Here is a 21,382-nt window from a genome sequence, read left to right on the forward strand (position 1 = left end):
CGACACCCCAGCGTCACCCACCGACACCCCACCGCCACGAACCGAACATCCGACCCCTCCCAAAGCCCCGGACGAGGATCGATCGGGTCAGACTGAGTACGCGTACTCAGGCCGGCGGCCACCGTCGCGGGCACACTGGGCGCGCGGGGTTCGGTCCGCGAACGGAGGGGCTCAGGGGTTCCGTCCGCTCACGGATCGGACCCCTGCCGCGCTCTCACCCCACCCGGCGCCCCCCGGCGCACACCCGCCGGGCCCGTTCGCGTCTGTTGCGCCACCCCCGGGAATGCGGAAGCGTTCTGCGTGTTGAACCTGTGCTCGGGGCCCACGCGGTCCCGTGCCTGGACGAGCGCGAGGAGTGTCATGGGAGCCGAGCTCATCCCCATGGTCTTCACCTCCGGGTGGGCCAGCGGCATCAACGCCTACATCGCGATCCTGGTTCTCGGTCTCGCCGACCGGTTCTACCACCTCGCCGAGATCCCCGACGCGCTCGCCCGGACCGACGTGCTCATCGGTGCGAGCGTGCTCTTCGTCATCGAGCTCGTCGCCGACAAGATCCCCTACGTCGACTCCGTCTGGGACTCCGTCCACACCGTCGTGCGACCCGCGGTGGGCGCGACGATCGGCTACCTCTTCGCCCACGACGGCTCGAGCCTCGAGACCGCGATCGCGGTCGGCACCGGCGGCGTCGTCGCCTTCATCTCGCACCTGGTCAAGGCCGGGCTGCGGGCGGCGGTCAACACCTCGCCCGAGCCGGCGAGCAACATCGTCGTCAGCACGAGCGAGGACGTCACCGTCACCGGCGTCATGGTGCTCGCCGTCGCCCACCCGTGGTGGGCCGCGACGATCGCGTTCGTGCTCCTCGCGGCCGGCATCTTCCTCGTCTACAAGCTCGCGGGCCGGATCCGCCGCGTCAAGCGCCGCTACGACGCCTGGGGCGAGCGAATCGGCATCGCCACCCCCTCGAGGCGCCACCAGCCGGACGCCGACCCACCACCGGCCCCCCAGCCACCCGACCGGATCGTCGACCCCGGGGCACCCGGCCCCTGACCGCGCCGCGACCGTATGCCGCTGACCCGGGACGGCGGGAGCGTCCCCGGCGGTCCCGGCGAGGTCACACGCCCGCAGAGCAAGCCCGGCGGCATACGGCCGGAGCCCGCACCGCTCGCGGTGGTGGCGGCATCAGAGGTTGCCGAAGACCTCGAGGGTCGCCGACGAGCGGTTCATCGTGATGAAGTGGATGCCCGGTGCCCCCTCCTCGAGGAGCCGCCTCGACGCCTCGGTCGCGATGGCGAGGCCTTCCTCGCGCACCCCCGCCGGGTCGTCTCCGTGCCGTGCAAGCCGGTCGGTCACCGCCGTCGGCATCGGCTGGCCCGCGAGCTCGGCCATGCGCACGACCTGGCGGGCGTTGGTGATCGGCATGATCGCCGGGACGATCGGGAGGCTCGAGCCGCGCCGGGCGACCTCGTCGCGCAGGCGCAGGTAGTGGTCGACGTCGAAGACCATCTGGGTGATCGCGAACTCGGCCCCGGCCGCCTCCTTGCGCACGAGGGTCTCGGCGTCCTCGGCGAAGCCGTGCGACTCGGGGTGACCGTCGGGAAAGGCTGCGACGCCGACGGTGAAGTCGCCGAGCGTGCGGATGAGCGCGACGAGCTCGTCGGCGTGGTCGAGCCCCTCCGGGTGCCGTGTCCACGGCTGCCCGAGGCCGCCCTGGGGGTCACCACGCAGGGCGAGGATGTTGCGCACCCCGACGGAGGCGTAGTGCCCGACGACATGGCGCAGCTCGGCCACGGAGTGCCCGACGCACGTCAGGTGGGCCATCGGGGTCAGCGAGGTCGCCTCGAGGATCCGCTCGGTGACCCGGACCGTGCGGTCGCGCGTGCCGCCGCCGGCGCCGTACGTGATCGACACGAAGCTCGGCGAGAGCTTCTCGAGCCGCCTGATCGCCTCCCAGAGCTGCGCCTCGGCGGCATCGTCGCGCGGCGGGAAGAACTCGAAGCTGAAGCTCGGGGCGTCGGCCTCGACCATCGCCGGGATGGAGCGGGTGAACCGCTCTGCCCGAACCATCGAGGACGCCGTGCCGTGTGCCATGGGCACCACCCTAAGGCGCGGGTGTCCACCGACGCCGCCCTCATCCGAGGAGCGGTCACGCTCCGCGTAGGCTGACCACCGAACCCGACCCTTGGAGGAGACCTCGTGCACAGGCCGACCGACCTCGACGCCCTGCGTCGGCGGGTCCAGCGGGCGATCGAGGGGCAGATCGCCGGAGCGCGAGAGGCCCTGGCCGAGATCGGCCCGGAGACCGAGCCGCTCGTCGGTGCGGTGTCCGGCCTGCTCACCGGGGGCAAGGGCCTGCGTGCCGGCTTCCTCTACTGGGGCTACCGCGCGGCCGGACGCCCCGACTCGGACGCGCTCGTGCGCCTCGCGGCGAGCATGGAGTTCTTCCAGGCGGCCGCCCTGCTCCACGACGACGTCATGGACCGCAGCGACACCCGCCGCGGTATGCCGTCCGCCCACCGCGCCGTGGCCTCGCTCCACCGGGAGCGTGGCTGGGCCGGTGACGGCGACCGCTTCGGCGAGGGCGCGGCGATCCTCGCCGGAGACCTGTGCCTGACGTGGTGCGACGAGCTCTACGCGTCGTGCGGCCTCCCCGCCGACGAGCTCGCCCGCGGCCGGGTGCTCTTCGACCGGATGCGCACGCAGCTGATGGGCGGCCAGTTCCTCGACCTGCTCGAGTCGGTCCGCGGCTGGGACGGCATGAGCCTCGACGAGCGCGTCGCCTCGGCCCGGACCGTCATCCGCTACAAGAGCGCGAAGTACACGATCGAGCACCCGCTGCTCATCGGCGCCCTCGTCGGCGGGGTGGCGCCGGATGACCTCGCGCCGCTGTCCGACTACGGCCTCGCGCTCGGCGAGGCGTTCCAGCTCCGCGACGACCTGCTCGGCGTCTTCGGCGACCCCGAGGCCACGGGCAAGCCGGCCGGCGACGACCTGCGTGAGGGCAAGCGCACCGTCCTGCTCGCGCACGCGCTCGACGCGGCCTCACCCGAGGACCGAACCACCGTCGAGTCGCTCCTCGGGCGCGACGACCTCGACGAGTCGGGCGTCGTCGCGATACGCGAGGTCCTCACCCGGACCGGCGCGGTCGACCGGGTGGAGTCGCTCATCGCAGACCTCGCCGAAGAGGCCCACGAGGCGCTGGCCCTCGCTGCCGGGACGGGGCGCCTCGATGCCGACGCGCTCGGCGTCCTCGACGGGCTCATCGCGGTCTCGACGGCTCGCCACGCCTGACGCCCCCTCTCACCTCCCGGGTTCGAGGGTGAGGCTCAGAAGGCGAGCTCCTGGGCTCGGCGCCGGACCTCGGTCTTGTGACCGGCGCGGATCGCGTCGATCGGCGCGCCCTCGACCGGTAGGGTCGCATCCGGGGTGAAGAGCCACTCGAGGATGGCGCGGTCGTCCATCCCCCCGTCGGCCAGGACGGTGAAGGTCCCCTTGAGCTCGGGGCGGGGGCCGTCCTCCTCGAAGAACTTGGCGGGGACGGCCACGACCCTGCGCTCGCCGATCCGGGCGCTGAGGACCTCGCGGTCGGCGATGAGCCGGCGCACCTGGGAGAGCGGAACGGCGAGTCGCTCGGCGATGTCGGGCACGGTCAGCCACTCCCCGACCAGGGTCTCGAGATCGGCGCCGGCGAGGTCGGCGGGGGCTGCGTCGTTGTCGGTCACGCGAGAAAGTCTGCCACCCCGACGAGCGCCACCCGGCACGGAGACCCCGCTGGGCGGCATACGTCGCCCGTATGCCGCCCAGCCGGGCCTACGGGTGACGCGCAGGCTCGGCCCGGGGCCGGTCCGGGCGAACTACACCACTGTCATTTCGTTTTGGCGGTTAACTATGAACCAGGGTCACAGCGGCCACATGCTTCACAGTGGTCACGTCAGCACCAGTCGACCCCTTCCGACGCCCTCGCCCGGACCGACCGGGCACCGGGCCTGAGGAAAGGACGCACATGCCGTTCGCCGACTCAACCGCAGTCACCCCGCCCGCGCACGTGCTCTTCGCCCCGAAAGCCGTGACGTGGCGTTCGGTCACCGTGAGGCCCGGCGACACGGTCTGGGACCTCGCCATCGCCCACCACACGACGCCGGAGGCGCTGGTGGCGCGCAACCGCCTCCCCCTGGGCGGAAGCCTCGTCCGCCCCGGCCAGACGCTCCTCGTCCCGGTCCCGGGGCCGGCCGCCAGCACCGCGCCGAGGCCCACGAAGGCCACCGCGGCGACCGCGAAGCCGATGAAGAAGCCCGCGCCGGGCCGCACCTCGACGCCCCGACCCCGCGCGGGAGGCGGACGCATCCACGTCGTCGTCGAGGGCGACACGATGTTCGGGATCGCCGCCCGCTACCACGTCAGCCTGACGAAGCTCCTCGCCGCCAACCGCCTGCCGAACCCCGCGCGCATCGACGTCGGAGCGCGCATCGTCATCCCGGTGGCCGTCGCCGCGACGCCCAAGCCCACGCCGTCGACGAGGCCGCAGCCGACGAGCGAGAACAGCTTCGCCGGCTACACGTACTCCGACGCGACGGTCGCCGCGGCCAGGGCGTCACGCGCCCGGCTCGCCCGCGCCGATGTCCCGAGCCGCACCCAGATCGCTGCGATGATCCGCGCCACGGCGACCCGCCATGGGGTCGACCCGCACCTCGCCCTCGCCCTCGGGTGGCAGGAGTCGGGCTGGAACCAGCGTGCCGTCTCCGTCGCCAACGCCATCGGCACGATGCAGGTCATGCCGGTCTCGGGCACGTGGGCCTCCCAGCTCGCCGGACGCACGCTCGACCTCTATGACGCCCAGGACAACATCACCGCCGGCGTCGTCCTCCTGCGAGCCCTGCAGTCCGCCGCAGACTCCCGCGAGCAGGCCGTCGCCGGCTACTACCAGGGCCTGCACTCGGTGCGGACCCGGGGGATGTTCGAGGACACGAAGCGCTACGTCGCGACGGTCCTCGCCTTCTCCGAGCGGATGTGAGGGACGCCCCGCCACGGACAGGTGGCGGGTCCCGGCCGAATTGTTCCGTAAACTTCCCTCGTGACGTCCAGCGTGGCGGACTCTCTCGTCGGTCGGGTGATCGACGGCAGGTACCGCATCATCTCCCACCTCGCCGACGGAGGCATGGCCTCGGTCTATGTGGCGATGGACGCACGGCTCCAGCGTGAGGTCGCCCTCAAGATCATGCGGCCGGGGCTGGCCGCAGACGACGTCTTCGTCGAGCGCTTCCGCAGCGAGGCGCGATCCGCGGCCCGGCTCAGTCACCCCAACGTCGTCGCCGTCTACGACCAGGGCGAGGACTCCGGCGACGTCTTCCTCGCGATGGAGCTCGTCGAGGGCAAGACCCTGCGCGACGTCATCCACGAGGAGGCGCCGCTGACGGCACGCGAGTCGCTCGCCATCCTCGAGCCGATCCTCGAGGCGCTCGAGGCGGCACACATGTCCGGCATCATCCATCGGGACGTCAAGCCGGAGAACGTCATCGTCCGACGCGACGGCGAGGTGAAGGTCGCCGACTTCGGGCTGGCCCGGGCCATCACCAACCAGGCCGCGACGAGCCAGACGGGGGTCCTGCTCGGCACGGTGTCCTACCTCTCCCCCGAGCAGGTCGAGCGCGGCACCGCCGACCCGCGCAGCGACGTGTATGCCGCTGGGCTCCTTCTCTTCGAGATGCTGACGGGGCACAAGGCCGTCACCGGCGACACGCCGATCCAGATTGCCTACAAGCACGTGCACGGGTCCATCCCCGCCCCCTCGTCCGTGGTCCCCGGTGTGCCCCCCGCGCTCGATGCCCTCACGGCCACGGCCACGGCCGTCGAGCCGGCCGAACGGTACGGCTCTGCCGCGGCCTTCGTCGTCGGGTTGCGGGCCGTGCGGCGCGCTCTCACCCCGGACGAGCTCGACCGGCGCGGCGTGCCCGTCACCGTCGTCACCCCACCCTTCGCCGAGCACGCCCCGTCGGGGGGCAGCGAGACCCAGGCCTTCCAACGGGTGACCTCGGACGCTGCCGACGGGCCCGACGGCTCGTTCGACCTGTTCGAGTCGTTCGACGCGATGGACCCGACCGATGCGACGGAGCTTAACGAGCCGGCTCGCGCCGCGGGCGTCCGGCCGGTCCTCTCCGGCCGACCGGTCCACGACGACCCCCCGGAGTACCAACGGACCACGGCCCTCCCACTGCGGCGACAGCCCCAGCCCGGCCGCCGTCCCCGGCCGTGGTGGCTGGTCGCGGCGGTCGCGACCCTGCTCGTCGCGGGCGCGACGTGGTGGTTCACGGCGGGCCCCGGTGGCACCACCGTGGTTCCCGGTGTCGTCAACCAGACGCTCGCCGTGGCGTCCAAGGCCGTCGAGCAGGCCTCGCTGCGCGCCGACTCGAGAGAGGCGTTCTCGGAGCAGGTTCCCAAGGGCAAGGTCATGTCGGCCCAGCCCGCGGCCGGGACCGAGGTGACGAAGGACTCGACCGTCGAGCTCGTCGTCTCCAAGGGCCCCGAGCGCTACGTCGTCCCCAAGCTGGTCGGCACCAACGCCGACGCCGCCTCGGCCACCCTGTCGTCCCTGACGCTCAGCCTCGGCGACGTCAAGCAGGCGTGGAGCGAGACCGTCCCCGCCGGAACCGTCATCAGCCAGAAGCCCGCTCCGCAGACCTCCGTCAAGCGCGGCACACAGGTCGCCCTCGTCGTCTCCAAGGGGCGCGAGCCGATCCCCGTCCCCAACGTCAAGGGCGCCACCGTCGACGCGGCCACGGCCGCGATCAAGGGGGCCGGCCTCACCGTCGCGCGCGCCGCAGACGTCGACAGCGACACGGTGCCCGCCGGGCAGGTCATCTCCCAGACGCCGGACCAGGGCACCCTCTTCCGCGGCGGCACGGTCACGATCGTCGTGTCCAAGGGACCGCCCGTGGTGCAGGTCCCCAACGTCGTCGGCAGCCCGGTCTCCCAGGCGGAGAAGGCCCTCACCGACCTCGGCTTCGTCGTCCAGAAGGACTACCCGTTCGGCAAGCTCCTCGACATCGTGCGGGTCCAGAGCATCCCCGCCGGGCAGCCCGCGCCCCGCGGCACCACCATCGTCCTCACGATCGTCTGACCCCCGCGATGGACACCGCGGCGCAGTCGCGCCTGGCGACGCTTGCCCTCGTCGCGCTCACGGCGGTGTGGGGCTCCACGTTCTTCCTCATCCATGACCTCGTCGAGCACGTCCCGCCCGTTGACTTCCTGGCGGTTCGTTTCGCGATAGCGAGCGTCATCATGGTCGCGCTCTTCTGGCGGCCCCTGCGTGCCCTGAGCCGCCGGCAGGTCAGCCTCGGGATCGGACTCGGCGCCCTCTACGGCCTCGCGCAGATCTTCCAGACGGTGGGCCTGTCCACCACGCCCGCCTCGGTCTCCGGCTTCATCACCGGGACCTACGTCGTGCTCACCCCGGTCTTCACCGCGGTCCTGCTGCGCGAGAAGGTCGCCGCCTCGACGTGGGCAGCGGTCGGCCTCGCCACCGGAGGCCTCGCGCTGCTCTCCCTCAACGGGTTCTCCGTCGGTGCCGGGGAGGCGATCACCCTCCTGTCGGCCGTCTTCTACGCCCTGCACATCGTCGGGCTGGGGCGCTACAGCGCGACCGAGATCGCCACCGGCCTGTCCGTCGTGCAGATGCTCGTCATCGCCGCGATCACCGGGGTGGGCGCACTGCCGGGTGGGGTCGTCCTGCCGAGCACGCCGGGGCAGTGGGCCTCGGTCCTCTACATGGTCGTCTTCGCGAGCGTCCTCGCCCTCCTCGTCCAGACATGGGCCCAGGCCCACCTCTCGGCGACCCGGGCTGCGATCGTCATGACCGTCGAGCCGGTCTTCGCGGCCTTCTTCGCCGTATCGCTGGGTGACGAGACGCTGACCTGGCGCATGGTCGTCGGCGGCGCCCTCGTGCTCACCGCGATGTATGCCGTCGAGCTCCTCGCGCGCCGACGCCCGGACGAGCTGCCGGCCGAGGTCCTCCACCACGAGCTCTGACCCTCCGACCCACTCCCACTCCCGCGCCCCCGCTCCCCACTTCCCCGTCCCCAGCGATGTGAACGCCGCGTTCGTTCTCGAAAGCGGTGGCACAACACGGTGTTCAGCACCGAACGCCGCGTTCGGTTGCCGAACACGTGGGTGCACCGGAGCGTTCGGCAACGAGCACCGCGTTCAGGCACCGGCACGGTGATCGCGAGCGAACGACTCGTTCAGTTGACCTGGGCCGGGCTCGGCGGGGGTCGGTGGGACGACCGACCGGTCAGGCGGGAGTCGGCGGCCCGGAACGGAGCAGTTCGGTCAGGACGTCGATGGCCACACCTGTGGCCGCATCGTCGACGTCGAGGTGCCAGACGAGGCGCACGGAACCCGGCCCGACGGCATACGTCCGCACCCCGCGAGCGAGAGCCGCCTCGACGAAGGCGGGTGCCGCCCAGCCGGCGGCGGCCACGTCGACGATCACGATGTTGGTCTCGACGGTCGCGAGCTCGACGGCTCCCGGCCTCGCTTCGGCGAGCGCCTCGGCCGCCCTGCGCGCCCGCGCGTGGTCGTCGGCGAGCCGCTCGACGTGGTGGTCGAGGGCCCAGAGGCCCGCGGCCGCGAGGATCCCGGCCTGGCGCATCCCGCCGCCGAAGCGCTTGCGCCAGATCCGCGACTCGGCCATCTGGTCGCTCGACCCGACGAGGACGCTGCCGACCGGGGCACCGAGGCCCTTGCTGAGGCACAGCGACACGGTGTCGAACTCGTGCCCGTAGTCGGCGAGCGGCACCCCGGTCGCGACATGCGCGTTGACGAGGCGCGCACCGTCGAGGTGCATGGCGACGCCGCGCTCACGAGTGATGGCTCGGGCGCGACGGATCTCCTCGAGCGACTGGACCGTGCCGCCGCCGAAGTTGTGGGTGTTCTCGACGACGACGAGGGCCGTGCAGACCTGGTACGGGCCGACGCCGGTGATCATGAGCGAGGCCGCGTCGTCGGCGCGGAAGCGACCGCGCTCCGACACCCACGTGCGCGACGAGATGCCGGACAGGACGGCCGCCGCCCCGAGCTCGGCGCGCACGACGTGGGCGAGCGAGTCGCCCACGAGCTCCTCCCCCGGCCGGACGTGCAGGCGCACGCCGAGCTGGTTGGCCATCGAGCCCGACGGCGTGAAGAGGGCGGCCTCGTGCCCGAGCAGGTCGGCGACGCGCTCCTCGAGGGCCCGCAGGGTGGGGTCCTCGCCGAAGACGTCGTCGCCGACCTCGGCGCTCGCCATCGCGGCGCGCATGCCATCGGTGGGACGGGTCAGCGTGTCGCTGAGCAGGTCGGCACGCAGCGCGGGCGAGCCCACCTCAGGCCTGGCCGAGCATCTCGGCGACGAGGAAGGCGAGCTCGAGCGACTGCTGGTGGTTGAGGCGCGGGTCGCACACCGACTCGTAGCGCTTCTCGAGGTCGGCGTCGTTGATCCGCTCGGCACCGCCGAGGCACTCGGTGACGTCGTTGCCCGTCAGCTCGACGTGGATGCCGCCGGGGACGGTCCCGAGCGAGCGGTGCACCTCGAAGAAGCCGCGGACCTCGTCGACGATGTCGTCGAAGTCTCGCGTCTTGTAGCCGGTCGAGGACTCGAACGTGTTGCCGTGCATCGGGTCGCAGATCCACGTGACCGTCGCTCCGGACGCCGTCACCTTGTCGACGATGGGTGGCAGGGCCTCGCGGATCGTGCCCGCACCCATCCGCGTGATGAAGGTCAGACGACCGGGCGTGCGGTCGGGGTCGACCTTGTCGATGAGGCGCAGGACCTCGTCGATGTCGGCCTTGGGCCCGAGCTTGACGCCGATCGGGTTGCTGATCCGGGAGACGAAGTCGACGTGGGCACCGTCGAGCTGGCGCGTGCGCTCGCCCACCCAGACGAAGTGGCTGGACGTGTCGTAGAGCCGGCCGGAGCGGGAGTCGATGCGCGTCAGCGGGCGCTCGTAGTCGAGCAGGAGCGCCTCGTGGGCGGCGTAGAACTCGACGGTGCGCATCGCGTCGAAGTCGGCACCACAGGCGGCCATGAAGCGCATGGCCTTGTCGATGTCCTTGGCGATCTTCTCGTAGCGCTGGTTGGCCGCGTTGGCGACGAACCCGCGGTTCCAGTCGTGGACGTGCCGCAGGTCGGCGAAGCCACCCGTCGTGAAGGCGCGCACGAGGTTGAGGGTGGCCGAGCTCGCGTGGTAGGCGCGGACGAGGCGGTGCGGGTCGGGGGTCCGGGCCGTCTCGTGGAAGGCGAAGTCGTTGACCATGTCGCCGCGGAAGGCCGGAAGGGTGACACCCTCCCGTGTCTCGACGCTCGACGAGCGGGGCTTGGCGTACTGCCCAGCCATCCGACCCACCTTGATGACCGGCTTGGACGCGCCGTAGGTCAGGACGGCAGCCATCTGCAGGATGGTCTTGATGCGATCGCGGATGTTGTCGGCCGTCGCGGACGCGAAGGTCTCGGCGCAGTCGCCACCCTGGAGGACGAACGCCTCTCCGACGGCGGCCGCCGCCATCCGTTCGGTCAGGAGGTCGCACTCGCCGGCGAAGACGAGCGGAGGATACGACGCGAGCGTCTCGATCGCCTCGGCCAGGGCTGCGGTGTCCGGCCAGCTCGGTTGCTGGGCGGCTTCGAGCTCGGTGGCGGCCGCCGTGAGGGCGGCGAGGGCCTCGGACCCGTCGACCGGGTCGAGACCGACATCGGAGGTGGCGGTGCTCGTGTTCACCACCCAAGAGTAGACGCCGGGGGTCGGGCCACCGTCCCGGGTCCGCATCCCGAACAGCCGTCGGCTCACCGCGACCGACGAGGTCGTATGCCGCCCGGCCCGTTCGCGTCGGGGCGCCCGGCGGCATACGGGCTGGGTGTCGCCACCGGGTCGATGCCGCGCTCGAGGGCGTAACGCACGAGCTCGGCGCGGTTGTGCAGGTGGAGCTTGCCGAGGACGTTCTGCACGTGGTTCTGGACCGTGCGGTGCGAGATGAAGAGCGCGGCTGCGATCTCCTTGTAGCCCATGCCCGTCGCGACGTATCTGAGGATCTCGGTCTCCCGCTGGGTGAGTTCCGGGACCTCGGGGCCGGCGTCGCGCGCGCGGACCCGCCGGAACTCGCCGAGGACAAGACCGGCCAGCCCGGCGGTGAAGACGGGGCGGCCGGCGGCGGTGTCCCGCACCGCGTCGAGGAACTCCCCGCGCCCAGCCGACTTGACGAGGTATCCGAGCGCGCCCGCCTTGACGGCCGCGAGCACGTCCGCGTCATGGCCACTGGCCGAGAGGATGAGGACCCGGGTCGGGACGGCGGCCGCGGTGAGGGCGGCGCACACGTCGGGGCCGGTCAGACCGGGAAGGTGGAGGTCGAGGACGAGGACGTCGGGCCGCGTGGCGATGGTCCGCGCGACGGCGGACGGGCCGTCAGCCGCCGTCGCGACGACCTCGAATCCTGCCTCGTCGAGGTCGCGTGCCACGGCATCGCGCCACATCGGGTGGTCGTCGGCCACGGCGACGCGAACGACCCGAACAGCCTGGGCGCCCGAGCCGGGACGGCCGTCACGTGCGTCGGCGCTGGTCATGAGCGCCGCTTGGCGGGGAGGCGCAGCTCGACGGTCGTGCCCCCGCCCGGGCCGGCGGTGACCTGCGCGGTCCCGCCGAGGTCGGCGAGACGGCCCCGGATGCTGGACGCGACACCGAGCCGTCCCTCGGCGGCGGCCTCCTCGAGACGCCCGGTGGGAACGCCCCTGCCGCTGTCGCGGACCGTGACGGTCACCGCGGCGCCGTCGTCGTCGAGCAGGACCCAGGCGCGCGCACCGTCGCCTGCGTGCCGATGGACGTTGTCCAGGGCCGCCTCTACGGCGCTGACGAGCTCGTCGGCGACCCGGTGCGTGAGCCGGATCGGGTCGGCGGGGGTCACGAGCTGCACCGACTCGCTCGCGACGTGGCGCAAGGACGACCGCAAGTCGGTCTCGCCGCCGATGGCCCGCTCGACCTCGGCGAGGTCGGGCTCGCTGACGAGGGCCCGCAGGATGCGCTCCTGCTCCCCCGCCATCGCCCCGAGCGTGGCGGCCTCTCCCCCGAGGTCGGTCCCCCGGCGGTGGATGAAGGCGAGCGTCTGGAGGACGCCGTCGTGGACAGTCCGGGCCAGCCGGTCCCGCTCGGCCCGGGCGGCGGCAAGGCGCATCGCCTCGGCGTGTGCCGCGTGGCTCGATCGGGCGAGGTCGACGCAGTAGCCGATGCAGCCGCCGAGGAGCAGCCCGAAGATCGAGTTGCTCACGGTGTTGGCCGTCGGATGGACGACCTCGACGAAGGAGCTCGCGGCGACGACGGCCGCAGCCGCGAGGCCGCCGCGCCATCCGCGCAGGATCGCGAACCCGACGATGGCGGCCGTCGGCCAGATCGACGGGATCGTCTTGGCCCCGGCGGTGATGACCCAGTCGTGGTCGACAAGGCGCGTGGCGAGGACCGCGCCGCAGCCGATGGCCAGCTCGGCGGCATACGCGCGCACCGTGCGCAGGGGACGCACCGTCTGGGCGACCGTCCACGCGGCCACGACGGCGAGGACGAGGATCGCGCCGGGCAGGTGTGCCACCTCGGCGTTGCGCAACCACACCGACCAGGCCGCGTAGCAGAGTGCGAGGCACCGGAAGACGTCGACGGCCCGCCACAGCCCGCGGACGACGACGTGCTCGTCGCCCACGAGCAGATCACTCGTGGAGCGCATGGGTCAGGACGCGGCCCCGACGTCGCCCGACGGGTCGTCGCGACGGGCTCGCGCCGCCCGCCGGACCCGACCCTTCTTCTCGGCCGCGGCCGGCTCCCCGGTCGCGGGCGGCTCGTCGGCCCCGGCCGGCTCGTCGGCCCCGGCCGGCTGGTCCGCCTCGGCCGGTATCTCGAGTACGGCGGGGTCCGCGGCCGTCGCCGACTTCGCCTCCGACGCGGGCGGCTCAGCCACCGTGGGGCCCTCGCCGGGAACCTTGCCCTCGGCCGCATCGAGAGCGGCCTCGAGCTCGGCGTCGGCGGCACCCGGCCTGGCGGCCTCCTGGAGCTCACGGCGCTTGGCGCGGGCCGCCGCCACGAGCCGGTCCTTCATCGAGGACGCGTACATGTCGACGTACTCCTGCCCCGACAGGAGCATCAGCTCGTACATGACCTCGTCGGTGATCGAGCGCAGGACGAACCGGTCGTCCTCCATCCCCTCGTAGCGCGAGAAGTCGAGCGGCTTGCCGACGCGCACACCGATGCGCATGATCCGCGGGATGACCTTCCCCGTCGGCTGGGCCTTGTCGGTGCCGATCATCGCGACGGGGATGACCGGGACCCGGGCCTCGAGGGCCATCCGGGCGACACCGGTCCGCCCGCGGTAGAGGCGACCGTCCGGCGAGCGGGTGCCCTCGGGGTAGATCCCGAGCAGCTCGCCGCGGCGCAGGACCTTCAGGCCGGAGTTGAGCGCGGCGTTGCTCGCCTTGCCGCCCGAGCGGTCGACGGGCAGCTGCCCGACCCCTTTGAAGAAGGCCGCCGTGAGGCGGCCCTTGATCCCGCGACCAGTGAAGTAGTCGCTCTTGGCGAGGAAGGTGACCCGCCGGGGCACGAGGAGCGGCAGGAAGATCGAGTCGGAGAACGACAGGTGGTTGGAGGCGAAGATCGCGCCTCCCTCTTCGGGGATGTTCTCCTCGCCCTCGACCCACGGCCGGAAGAGCAGCTTGAGGATCGGGCCGAGCACGATCGTCTTGAGAACCCAGTAGAACAACCGCGTCCACCTCCAACTCTGACGCGAGCACTCTACGACACTCGCGCTGGTGGAGCGCCGCATGCGAGGATCAGCAGGTCGTCTCGCGTCGTTGCCAGGAGTCCCCATCGTGCCCGTCCACCCGGAGGCCGTGCCCATCTTCCACGAGGGTGATCGGACCGCCGTGCTCCTCGTCCACGGGTTCACCGGCTCGCCCAAGTCGCTGCGCCCGTGGGCCGAGGACCTTCACGCCCGCGGCCACACCGTCTCGGTCCCGCGCCTTCCCGGTCACGGCACGCACTGGCGGGAGATGAACCGGACGACCTGGGCCGAGTGGTACGCCGAGGCCGAGCGCGAGCTCGAGCGCCTGCGCGACCGGTCCGACCACGTCGTCGTCGGAGGCCTGTCGATGGGCGGTGCGATCGCCCTGCGTCTGGCCGAGCTGCGTGGCGACCTCGTCGACGGGATCGTCCTCGTCAACCCGGTGGTCGGGATCGACGACGTGCGGCTGCGCGCGCTGCCCGTCCTCAAGCACGTCGTCGCCGGGTTCCCCGGGATCTCCAACGACATCAAGAAGCCCGGCCAGGACGAGTGCGCCTACGACCGGGTGCCGCTCAAGGCCCTGCACAGCCAGGTGGGCGGCTGGGCCGAGGTCGTCGCCGACCTCGGCCGCGTCCACCAGCCGCTGCTCCTCTTCCGCTCCCGCGTCGACCACGTCGTTCCCGCCAGCAGCTCCGCGCGCGTGCTCGAGCGCGTGTCGAGCGCCGACACCACCGAGGTCGTCCTCGAGGACAGCTTCCACGTGGCCACCCTCGACAACGACGCCCCGGCGATCTTCGCCGAGACCGCCGACTTCCTCCGGCGCATCACCAAGGAGTCCGAGTGAACGACCCCGACCTCGACGCCGAGTTCGCACGGATCATCGCGGGCTGGGACAACGAGGCGCCCGATCCCACCCCTGCCGCGCGCCCGAAGGGCGAAGACGAGGGTGCAGGCGGGAGTGCCGGCGAGGGCGCTGGCGAGGGTCCCGCTGTGGGGGCCGCGGGAGGCCCTGAGGCGGCGGACGGGGCGCAGGCCGAGCGGCACTCCGAGCCGGGAGCTCCCGCGCAGCCGTCGCCCCCTGCGGCCGGCGAGCCGCACGACGCCGGCTCGCACCGGACCGGTGGCAACCCGGCCGCCGAGGCAGGCACCCCCGACACGCTCGGACTGCCCATCGCGCCCTCCGCCGGACACGTGTGGCGCGGCTCCGAGCCGGCTCGCGACGACGTCGACGACCTGCTCGACGCGGTCGACCCCGACGAGGAGCACTTCGTCCCCCCGAGCGACCCTGACCTGCCGAGCGCCGAGGACGACCCGATGTTCTGGGCGATCGTCGTCGGCCTCGCCGGCGGGCCGCTCCTGCTGCTCTACCTCCTCTTCTTCGACCGCGACGGCAGCCCGTGGTGGGTCGTCACCGGCCTGGCGATGATCGTCGTCGGGTTCGTCCTGCTCGTCCTGCGCGGGGGCACCGAGCGCGACCCCTCCGACGACGGGACGCGCGTCTGATCCGGAGACGCGTCACGAGCGGCCGTATGCCGCCCTGCCGCCCTCCTGAGGCGCCGTGACGAGGTCGACCCAGACCGGTCGATGGTCCGAGGCTGCGACGAGGTCCTCCTCCGCGAGGGCCACCGCCGTTGCCGGCCGGACCTCGAGCCCCGGGCCGGCGAAGATGACGTCGAGGACCTGGTCGGGGGACGACGCCGGGAAGGTCGGGACGGCCTCCGAGACGACACGGCAGCGCTCCGCGATGAGGCGGTGTCCGCGGCCGTCGCTGCCTTCGTTGAGGTCGCCGGCCACGACCGACCGGTCACCCAGCGCCGCCACGATATCGCGCGCGTGACGCTCCCGCTCGTCCGCCCGGAGACTGAGGTGGATGCTCGCGACGGAGACCGGCACCGAGCCGGGGAGCGAGACGTCGGCTGCGGCATACCCCCTGGTCCGGTCGGGGAAGCGCACCCCGAGCCGATGGCGGGACGCCGAGTGCACGGTGACCCGGGGCGACGTGAGGATCGCCGTGCCTCCGGTGCCGCGCCTGCCACCGGACCACCACAGCCGGCACGCCCGGGCGAAGGCGGGCAGCCGCAGCTCCGTCGTCAGCCGACGCGGGACCTCCTGGAGGCAGAGGACGTCGGGATCGACGGCCCGGACGACCCGCGCGGCGGCCGCCACGTCATCGAGGAAGTCGCGGACGTTGTAGCTCATGACCCGCATGGCCGGACCGGTCCGGCGCGGGTCGGGTGTCATCGCCCCGTGCGTGCCAGCTCGGCGGCCCCGATGAGGCCCGCGTCGGCACCGAGCACGGCCCGGACGATGGCTGCCTCCGGGCGGTAGCCGCGGCCGGCGAGCTGGCGCTTGAACGCCTCGCGAGCCGGCCCGATGAGCATCTCGTCGGCGGCACTCACTCCTCCGCCGACGACGAAGAGCCCCGGGTCGAACGCGGCCGCGAGGTTGGCCATGCCGACACCGAGCCACGTGCCGATGTCCGCGAGCAGCTCACGGGCCATCGCGTCACCGTCGCGGGCCGCCTCGGTGATGATGGGACCGGTCAACGCGTTGGGGTCGCCGCCCAGCCTCGTGAGCAGGTCTGCGACGACGGGCGACCCGGCCTCGATGAGGGCGCGCGCCTCCCGCACGAGGGCGTTTCCGCTGGCGTACTGCTCCCAGCAGCCCCGGTTGCCGCACTCGCAGCGGATCCCGCCGGGCACCATCTGCATGTGACCGAACTCGCCGGCGATGCCGTGCCGGCCACGCTGCACCGCACCGTCGATGATGAGGGCCCCGCCGATCCCCGTCCCGAGGGTGATGACGACGACGTGAGACTCCCCCCGGGCTGCCCCGAAGGTGGCCTCCGCCCAGGCCGCGGCGTTGGCGTCGTTGTCGACCGTGATCGGCAGGTCGATGCGCTGGGAGAGGGCCTCGCGGAGCGGTTCGTTGCGCCACGACAAGTGGGGGGCGAAGACGACCGTCGCCCGGTCCTCGGCGACGAAACCCGCGGCGCCGATCCCGACCGCGACGATGTCGGCAGGGTCGACGAGCCCGAGCAGCTTCTCCACCGACTCGACGATCGTGTCCTCGACGACCGACGGGGAGGTCGAACGGTGCGGGGTGTCGCGGCGAGTGCGGTGGATGACGACACCCGCCTCGTCCACGACGCCCCCGGCGACCTTCGTTCCGCCGATGTCGATGCCGATCGCGAGCCTCCGGGTCACGACGTCCCTCCCTCACCGGTCGGCGGGCGGGTCGGGGCTCCGGCCGACGGGGCGGCATGGGAGTCTCCGCCCGGTGGCGACGATGGGGGTCCCGCCTCGGCGCGCTCGCGCTGGGCCGCGGCCAGGTCGCGCAGGGCGCTCGCCGCGAAGAGTGCGACGTCGGCGACCCGTTCGATGGTCTCGGGGCTGACCTTCTGGACGAACGAGATCAGCTGGCACACCGGACAGATGCGGCAGGCCTGCGGGGCCTGGCCGCCGCACGTGCACTCGTGCGTGCCGCCGGCCTCGTGGCCGACCCCGTCCTCGTGACTCCCGGACCGGGCGCCGCCCGACGACGTCCTCCCGCGCCCGGTGTCCCCCTCGCCGCTGGTAGCCCACGGGCCGCGCGCGGCGAGGAGGTCGACGAGGAGCGCCGCCTCCTCGGCGACGGTCCGCGGTGGGGCCGGGTCGTGGTCAGCCGTGGTCGTGTCGTCGGTCATCCGGTCATGCCTCGGATCGCTCTGCCCTTCAGTGGGTTCCACGTGTCGGCTCAGGCCTCGACACGCTTCTTGAGCTCCTTGAGAGCCGTGTCGACGATGACCTTCTCGGCCTTGCGCTTCAGCAGGCCGATCATCGGGATCTTGACGTCGACCGCCAGGCGGTAGGTCACCCTCGTGCCGCCGCCCTCGGCGGCGAGCGTGTAGGAGCCGGTCATGGCCTTGAGCACGGTGGCGGATACGAGCGACCACGACACGACACCCGTGCCGTCCTCGACGACGTCCCAGTCGTAGTCGAGGACGTAGGTGTCCTTGATCGCGCCGGCGTCGAGCGTGAACTGCACCTGGTCGGCCCAGCCGTCTCCGTCCTCGGCGAGCACCGTCACGTCCTTCACCTCGGCAGCCCACTCGGGATACGCCTCGAAGTCGGCGATGACGTCGAGGACGACTCCCGGGGCAGCGTCGATGACGATGGAGGACTCGGTGCGATCGGCCATGCGCCGAAGGCTATCGCTTCCGACCAGCGGCTTCACGACCTCCGGACGCGCGGCGAGGCGGCGCGGATCGGCCCACGGATGGTCGGGCGACGGGCCGGGATGGCACACGTCACACACGCCGGAGGCCCGTCACCGCCGCGGCGGTTGCCTTCGCGCCCGCGCCAGGTGGGAGGATGAACGGGCGTCTCCGCAAGGGCCCACAGCTTGCCTCGCTCGGGCCAGCCGTCCGTGGGTGCCGCCATGCGAATCCCCGCCGATCGGTATGGTGCAGCCTCCAACCCGTCCCGCCACAGGAGTGACAGTGAAGGACAACGTCGTTCCCCCGATCGCCCCGGTCACGACCGAGGGGAGCCTCGCCGACCTCCCGGTGCGCAACGCCGCCGAGGCGTCCGGTGAGACCGCCTTCTCCCGCAAGACGGCCTCCGGTTCGTGGAACCACGTCTCCTGGGCCGAGTTCGCGACCGACGTCGCCGCGGTGGCCAAGGGCCTCATCGCGGCCGGCATCCGGCCCGGGGACCGGATCGGCCTCATGTCCCGGACGCGCTACGAGTGGACCCTCGTCGACTTCGCGACGTGGAGCGCGGGGGCCATCGTCGTGCCGATCTACGAGACGTCCTCGGCCGAGCAGGTCGAGTGGATCCTGTCCAACTCCGGCGCGAGAGCCGTGTTCGTCGAGAACGACCAGCACCGCGCGACGGTCGACGAGGCCAGGGCGGACCTCTCCGACCTGACGCACGTGTTCGAGATCGAGGCGGGCGTGCTCGACACCCTGCGCGAGCAAGGGGCCTCCGTCGCCGACGCCGAGGTCGAGGCCCGGCGCGACGGGCTCGACCGCACGTCGGTCGCGACGATCATCTACACCTCTGGCACGACCGGGCGCCCCAAGGGCTGCCAGCTGACCCATGGCAACTTCCTCGACCTGGCCGAGAACGCCATCCAGAAGCTCGGGCCCGTCATCCTCTCCGACAACGCAGCCACCCTCCTCTTCCTGCCGCTCGCCCATGTCTTCGCACGGTTCATCGAAGTCTTGTGCGTGGCCGGCCGCGCGCGGATGGGCCACTCGTCCGACATCAAGACGCTCCTCGACGACTTCGCGACGTTCAAGCCGACGTTCATCCTGGCGGTGCCGCGCGTCTTCGAGAAGATCTTCAACTCCTCCGAGGCCAAGGCGTCCTCGGAGGGCAAGGGCAAGATCTTCCTGCGTGCCGCGACGGTCGCGATCGCCTACAGCGAGGCACTCGACACCGGCGGTCCCGGTCTGCTGCTCCGCCTTCAGCACGCCGTCTTCGACCGCCTCGTCTACAGCAAGCTGCGCGCCGCGATGGGAGGCCGGGTCCGCTACGCCGTCTCCGGCGGCGCTCCACTCGGGACGCGACTCGGTCACTTCTACCGGGGCATCGGCGTCCTCATCCTCGAGGGCTACGGCCTGACCGAGACGACCGCCCCGGTCGCGGTCAACACCCCCGACAAGGTCAAGATCGGCACGGTCGGCTACCCGCTGCCCGGTACCGGCGTGCGCATCGCCGACGACGGCGAGATCCTCCTCAAGGGCGTCGGGATCTTCACCGGGTACTTCGGCAACCCCGAGGCGACAGCCGAGGCGATCGTGGACGGCTGGTTCCACACCGGTGACATCGGCGACCTCGACGAGGACGGCTACCTCCGGATCACGGGTCGCAAGAAGGAGATCCTCGTGACGGCGGGGGGCAAGAACGTCGCGCCCGCGGTGCTCGAGGACCGGCTCCGCGCCCACCCGCTCGTCTCGCAGTGCATCGTCGTCGGCGACCAGAAGCCGTTCATCGGGGCCCTCGTCACGCTCGACGAGGAGATGTGGCCGCTCTGGGCCGGCAACCACGGGCTCGACGGCGTCTCGATCGAGGAGGCCCGGACCCACCCCAAGGTGCTCGAGGCCCTGCAGGCGGCCGTCGACCGGGCCAACGAGGCCGTCTCCAAGGCCGAGTCGATCCGTAAGTTCGCCGTGCTCGGCGGCGACTTCACCGAGGCCAACGGCTACCTCACGCCGTCGCTCAAGCTGAAGCGCGCCCTCGTCATGAAGGACTTCGCCGAGGACGTGGAGAGCCTCTACGCGTGACCCCCTGACCGCCTCAGGCGCAGCAGGGAGGGGCCGTGCCCACCGGGGCGCCGACGCTCCCTCGTCGTCCGTGGTCGTCGCACAGCGCTCACTGCGCGAGCAGGGAGCGGATCCGTGCGCGCCAGCCCGCCAGGAGTCCTGCCCGGTCGGTGCCCAGGTCGTGGACGAGTGCCGCATCGAACCGCGCCTCCGCGTCGTCGGGCGGCACGTTCCACACGGGCGGCGGGTCGGCCACGTCGCGGTAGACGCGGACGAGCCCGGCGGTCCCGCCGTCTCGCGCGATCGTCCGGGCGAGGAGCAGCGCCGAGCCGTATGCCGCCTGGAGCCGCCCGTGCGCCGGGTCGAAGTCCGCGTCGGTCGGCAGGGCGGGGGGCAGACCGTCGCGGCGGAAGGCGTCGAGCGCGGGACGGACGACCGCGCGTTCGGGCAGCGTGACGTCCCGGTAGGCGACGTACTCGGCGAAGCCCTCCGAGAGCCACACGGGGACGCTGTGCGTCGTCGAGGCGCGGACGGTTGCATGTGTCAGCTCGTGGGTGAGCACGACGTCTCGCCCCGGCGCGGACAGCGACTCCCACGGGCCGGGGATGATGACGATCCGGTCGGCCCCGGCCGGACTGCCCGGGACGAGGGGACCGTCGACGGCGGCAGCCACGCCCGAGATCCCCGAAGGGTCCCGTCCCAGCAAGTGCGCGGCGTCGCTGTCTCTGGCCGGAGCTACCCAGACGGAGGGTCGGGATGTGCCCCAGACCGCCGCGACACGGCGGGCCGCTGAGCGAGCCCGGGCCACGATCTCGTCGACGCGCGCCGCGGTGCCGACGACGAGGACGAGAGCGGTGTCGGTTCGCCGGACACGAAGACCAGCGAGGTCCCACGGCTCTGGGCGCTCGCTCGGCACCCACTGCGTGATGGTCGGCATGCCAGGGCGCGAGGGGCTCTCCGAGACGGTGAGGTCGACGGCGAACGTGCGAGGTGTCGTGTCGAACCCCGCCAGGCGGTAGCTGAACGAGGCGATGGCACGCCAGCTGCTCCCCCCTCCGGCGGTGGGTTCGGGTGCTCGCGTCTCGGTGACGCCGGTGACGCTGAGCCCGGTGACGCCCATGGCCCGCATCCGGGTGAGCACGTCGGCCTGGGCGGGACGCAGCCCGGCCGCGAGAGGTCCGAGCCAGCCGGCTCGGTCGCCGCGCTCGGCGGCGCGGGAGCGTTCGGCCAGGACGGCGATAAGAGCCTGCTCGCGCCGCTGCGTGCCTGCGTCGGGACTGCCGGGCACGGCGGTGGCGGCGGACCGACCCGTGGGCGAGGTGCTCGAGCCCGAGGTGGTCGCGGTGCGAGCGCCCCCGCCCG

The 21,382-nt window shown here is 72.4% G+C and carries 19 protein-coding genes and 1 pseudogene; 8 read left to right on the forward strand and 12 right to left on the reverse strand.

The genetic code is table 11. The features are described 5' to 3' along the window. Positions 1 to 360 precede the first annotated feature (360 nt). Positions 361 to 1,047, forward strand: coding sequence for a DUF4126 domain-containing protein (locus tag N865_RS18985; protein WP_084328382.1), 687 nt, complete (start codon positions 361 to 363; stop codon positions 1,045 to 1,047). Positions 1,048 to 1,179: 132 nt separating this feature from the next. On the opposite strand, the gene metF is transcribed toward N865_RS18985, so the two are convergent. Then, the gene (gene metF, locus N865_RS18990) at positions 1,180 to 2,088 is read right to left on the reverse strand and encodes a methylenetetrahydrofolate reductase [NAD(P)H] (protein WP_034809488.1); all 909 of its coding nucleotides are present in this window, start codon (positions 2,086 to 2,088) and stop codon (positions 1,180 to 1,182) included. Positions 2,089 to 2,193: 105 nt separating this feature from the next. Between metF and N865_RS18995 the strand changes: the two genes are divergently transcribed. Further along, entirely contained in the window at positions 2,194 to 3,288 is a 1,095-nt protein-coding gene (locus N865_RS18995) for a polyprenyl synthetase family protein (RefSeq protein ID WP_034809491.1), read from the forward strand. A gap of 35 nt (positions 3,289 to 3,323) precedes the next feature. Here the strand turns inward: N865_RS18995 and N865_RS19000 are convergent, their stop codons facing one another. Next, complete coding sequence (locus N865_RS19000) at positions 3,324 to 3,719, reverse strand: Rv2175c family DNA-binding protein (RefSeq protein ID WP_034809494.1); 396 nt, start codon at positions 3,717 to 3,719, stop codon at positions 3,324 to 3,326. Between the two features lie 281 nt (positions 3,720 to 4,000). Between N865_RS19000 and N865_RS19005 the strand changes: the two genes are divergently transcribed. From N865_RS19005 to N865_RS19015, 3 genes are read left to right on the forward strand one after another with little or no spacing between them, the layout of a single operon-like run. Next, the gene (locus N865_RS19005) at positions 4,001 to 5,008 is read left to right on the forward strand and encodes a lytic transglycosylase (protein WP_051511070.1); all 1,008 of its coding nucleotides are present in this window, start codon (positions 4,001 to 4,003) and stop codon (positions 5,006 to 5,008) included. 60 nt (positions 5,009 to 5,068) lie between these two features. Beyond that, positions 5,069 to 7,111: a Stk1 family PASTA domain-containing Ser/Thr kinase gene (pknB, locus tag N865_RS19010; protein WP_034809496.1), complete on the forward strand. Its 2,043-nt coding sequence runs from the start codon at positions 5,069 to 5,071 to the stop codon at positions 7,109 to 7,111. An 8-nt stretch (positions 7,112 to 7,119) separates the two neighbouring features. Then, positions 7,120 to 8,019: a DMT family transporter gene (locus N865_RS19015; RefSeq protein ID WP_034809498.1), complete on the forward strand. Its 900-nt coding sequence runs from the start codon at positions 7,120 to 7,122 to the stop codon at positions 8,017 to 8,019. A gap of 262 nt (positions 8,020 to 8,281) precedes the next feature. Here N865_RS19015 and N865_RS19020 read toward each other — a convergent pair whose 3' ends face one another. From N865_RS19020 to N865_RS19040, 5 genes and pseudogenes are all read right to left on the reverse strand, one after another. Continuing rightward, positions 8,282 to 9,349, reverse strand: a complete 1,068-nt coding sequence (locus N865_RS19020; RefSeq protein ID WP_034809500.1) for a threonine aldolase family protein — start codon at positions 9,347 to 9,349, stop codon at positions 8,282 to 8,284. A 1-nt stretch (position 9,350) separates the two neighbouring features. After that, the gene (locus tag N865_RS19025) at positions 9,351 to 10,787 is read right to left on the reverse strand and encodes a class II 3-deoxy-7-phosphoheptulonate synthase (protein WP_034809517.1); all 1,437 of its coding nucleotides are present in this window, start codon (positions 10,785 to 10,787) and stop codon (positions 9,351 to 9,353) included. A 17-nt stretch (positions 10,788 to 10,804) separates the two neighbouring features. Continuing rightward, positions 10,805 to 11,578, reverse strand: a complete 774-nt coding sequence (locus N865_RS19030) for a response regulator (protein WP_084328383.1) — start codon at positions 11,576 to 11,578, stop codon at positions 10,805 to 10,807. Continuing rightward, the gene (gene macS, locus N865_RS19035; protein ID WP_051511075.1) at positions 11,575 to 12,723 is read right to left on the reverse strand and encodes a MacS family sensor histidine kinase; all 1,149 of its coding nucleotides are present in this window, start codon (positions 12,721 to 12,723) and stop codon (positions 11,575 to 11,577) included. Before macS ends, N865_RS19030 begins: the two co-directional genes overlap by 4 nt. A gap of 258 nt (positions 12,724 to 12,981) precedes the next feature. Then, positions 12,982 to 13,749 (reverse strand): annotated as a pseudogene (locus tag N865_RS19040) (lysophospholipid acyltransferase family protein); the annotation flags it as partial. Positions 13,750 to 13,858: 109 nt separating this feature from the next. On the opposite strand from N865_RS19040, the gene N865_RS19045 reads away from it, so the two are divergent. Then, positions 13,859 to 14,614: an alpha/beta hydrolase gene (locus N865_RS19045; protein ID WP_034809502.1), complete on the forward strand. Its 756-nt coding sequence runs from the start codon at positions 13,859 to 13,861 to the stop codon at positions 14,612 to 14,614. Continuing rightward, positions 14,611 to 15,273: a hypothetical protein gene (locus N865_RS19050; protein WP_034809504.1), complete on the forward strand. Its 663-nt coding sequence runs from the start codon at positions 14,611 to 14,613 to the stop codon at positions 15,271 to 15,273. Before N865_RS19045 ends, N865_RS19050 begins: the two co-directional genes overlap by 4 nt. Before the next feature lie 12 nt (positions 15,274 to 15,285). On the opposite strand, the gene N865_RS19055 is transcribed toward N865_RS19050, so the two are convergent. The 4 genes from N865_RS19055 to N865_RS19070 are packed head-to-tail and all read right to left on the reverse strand — an operon-like array spanning position 15,286 to position 17,949. Further along, on the reverse strand, positions 15,286 to 16,011 hold the full coding sequence (locus tag N865_RS19055) for an endonuclease/exonuclease/phosphatase family protein (RefSeq protein ID WP_034809506.1): 726 nt from the start codon (positions 16,009 to 16,011) through the stop codon (positions 15,286 to 15,288). Continuing rightward, a complete protein-coding gene (locus tag N865_RS19060; protein ID WP_034809508.1) occupies positions 16,008 to 16,976 on the reverse strand; it encodes an ROK family glucokinase in 969 nt (322 codons plus the stop codon). Before N865_RS19060 ends, N865_RS19055 begins: the two co-directional genes overlap by 4 nt. Continuing rightward, positions 16,973 to 17,455: a hypothetical protein gene (locus N865_RS19065; RefSeq protein WP_034809510.1), complete on the reverse strand. Its 483-nt coding sequence runs from the start codon at positions 17,453 to 17,455 to the stop codon at positions 16,973 to 16,975. The genes N865_RS19060 and N865_RS19065 overlap by 4 nt, the downstream gene beginning before the upstream one ends. Before the next feature lie 50 nt (positions 17,456 to 17,505). Continuing rightward, positions 17,506 to 17,949, reverse strand: coding sequence for an SRPBCC family protein (locus tag N865_RS19070; protein ID WP_034809512.1), 444 nt, complete (start codon positions 17,947 to 17,949; stop codon positions 17,506 to 17,508). A gap of 301 nt (positions 17,950 to 18,250) precedes the next feature. Between N865_RS19070 and N865_RS19075 the strand changes: the two genes are divergently transcribed. Then, the gene (locus N865_RS19075) at positions 18,251 to 20,041 is read left to right on the forward strand and encodes an AMP-dependent synthetase/ligase (RefSeq protein ID WP_034809514.1); all 1,791 of its coding nucleotides are present in this window, start codon (positions 18,251 to 18,253) and stop codon (positions 20,039 to 20,041) included. An 88-nt stretch (positions 20,042 to 20,129) separates the two neighbouring features. Here the strand turns inward: N865_RS19075 and N865_RS23105 are convergent. Then, a partial coding sequence (locus tag N865_RS23105) for a hypothetical protein (protein ID WP_169735769.1) occupies positions 20,130 to 21,382 on the reverse strand: 1,253 nt, incomplete at its 5' end.

The sequence above is a fragment of the Intrasporangium oryzae NRRL B-24470 genome (assembly GCF_000576595.1).
Classification (GTDB): Bacteria; Actinomycetota; Actinomycetes; order Actinomycetales; family Dermatophilaceae; genus Intrasporangium_C; species Intrasporangium_C oryzae.

Bases quoted from the DNA above. Each gene is read 5' to 3' on its own strand.
- N865_RS19030 (WP_084328383.1), bottom strand. From the start codon at position 11,578: ATGACCAGCGCCGACGCACGTGACGGCCGTCCCGGCTCGGGCGCCCAG.
- N865_RS19065 (WP_034809510.1), bottom strand. From the start codon at position 17,455: ATGACCGACGACACGACCACGGCTGACCACGACCCGGCCCCACCGCGG.
- N865_RS18985 (WP_084328382.1), top strand. From the start codon at position 361: ATGGGAGCCGAGCTCATCCCCATGGTCTTCACCTCCGGGTGGGCCAGC.
- N865_RS19070 (WP_034809512.1), bottom strand. From the start codon at position 17,949: ATGGCCGATCGCACCGAGTCCTCCATCGTCATCGACGCTGCCCCGGGA.
- N865_RS19015 (WP_034809498.1), top strand. From the start codon at position 7,120: ATGGACACCGCGGCGCAGTCGCGCCTGGCGACGCTTGCCCTCGTCGCG.
- N865_RS19025 (WP_034809517.1), bottom strand. From the start codon at position 10,787: ATGCGGACCCGGGACGGTGGCCCGACCCCCGGCGTCTACTCTTGGGTG.
- N865_RS19055 (WP_034809506.1), bottom strand. From the start codon at position 16,011: ATGACACCCGACCCGCGCCGGACCGGTCCGGCCATGCGGGTCATGAGC.
- macS (WP_051511075.1), bottom strand. From the start codon at position 12,723: ATGCGCTCCACGAGTGATCTGCTCGTGGGCGACGAGCACGTCGTCGTC.
- N865_RS19005 (WP_051511070.1), top strand. From the start codon at position 4,001: ATGCCGTTCGCCGACTCAACCGCAGTCACCCCGCCCGCGCACGTGCTC.
- metF (WP_034809488.1), bottom strand. From the start codon at position 2,088: ATGGCACACGGCACGGCGTCCTCGATGGTTCGGGCAGAGCGGTTCACC.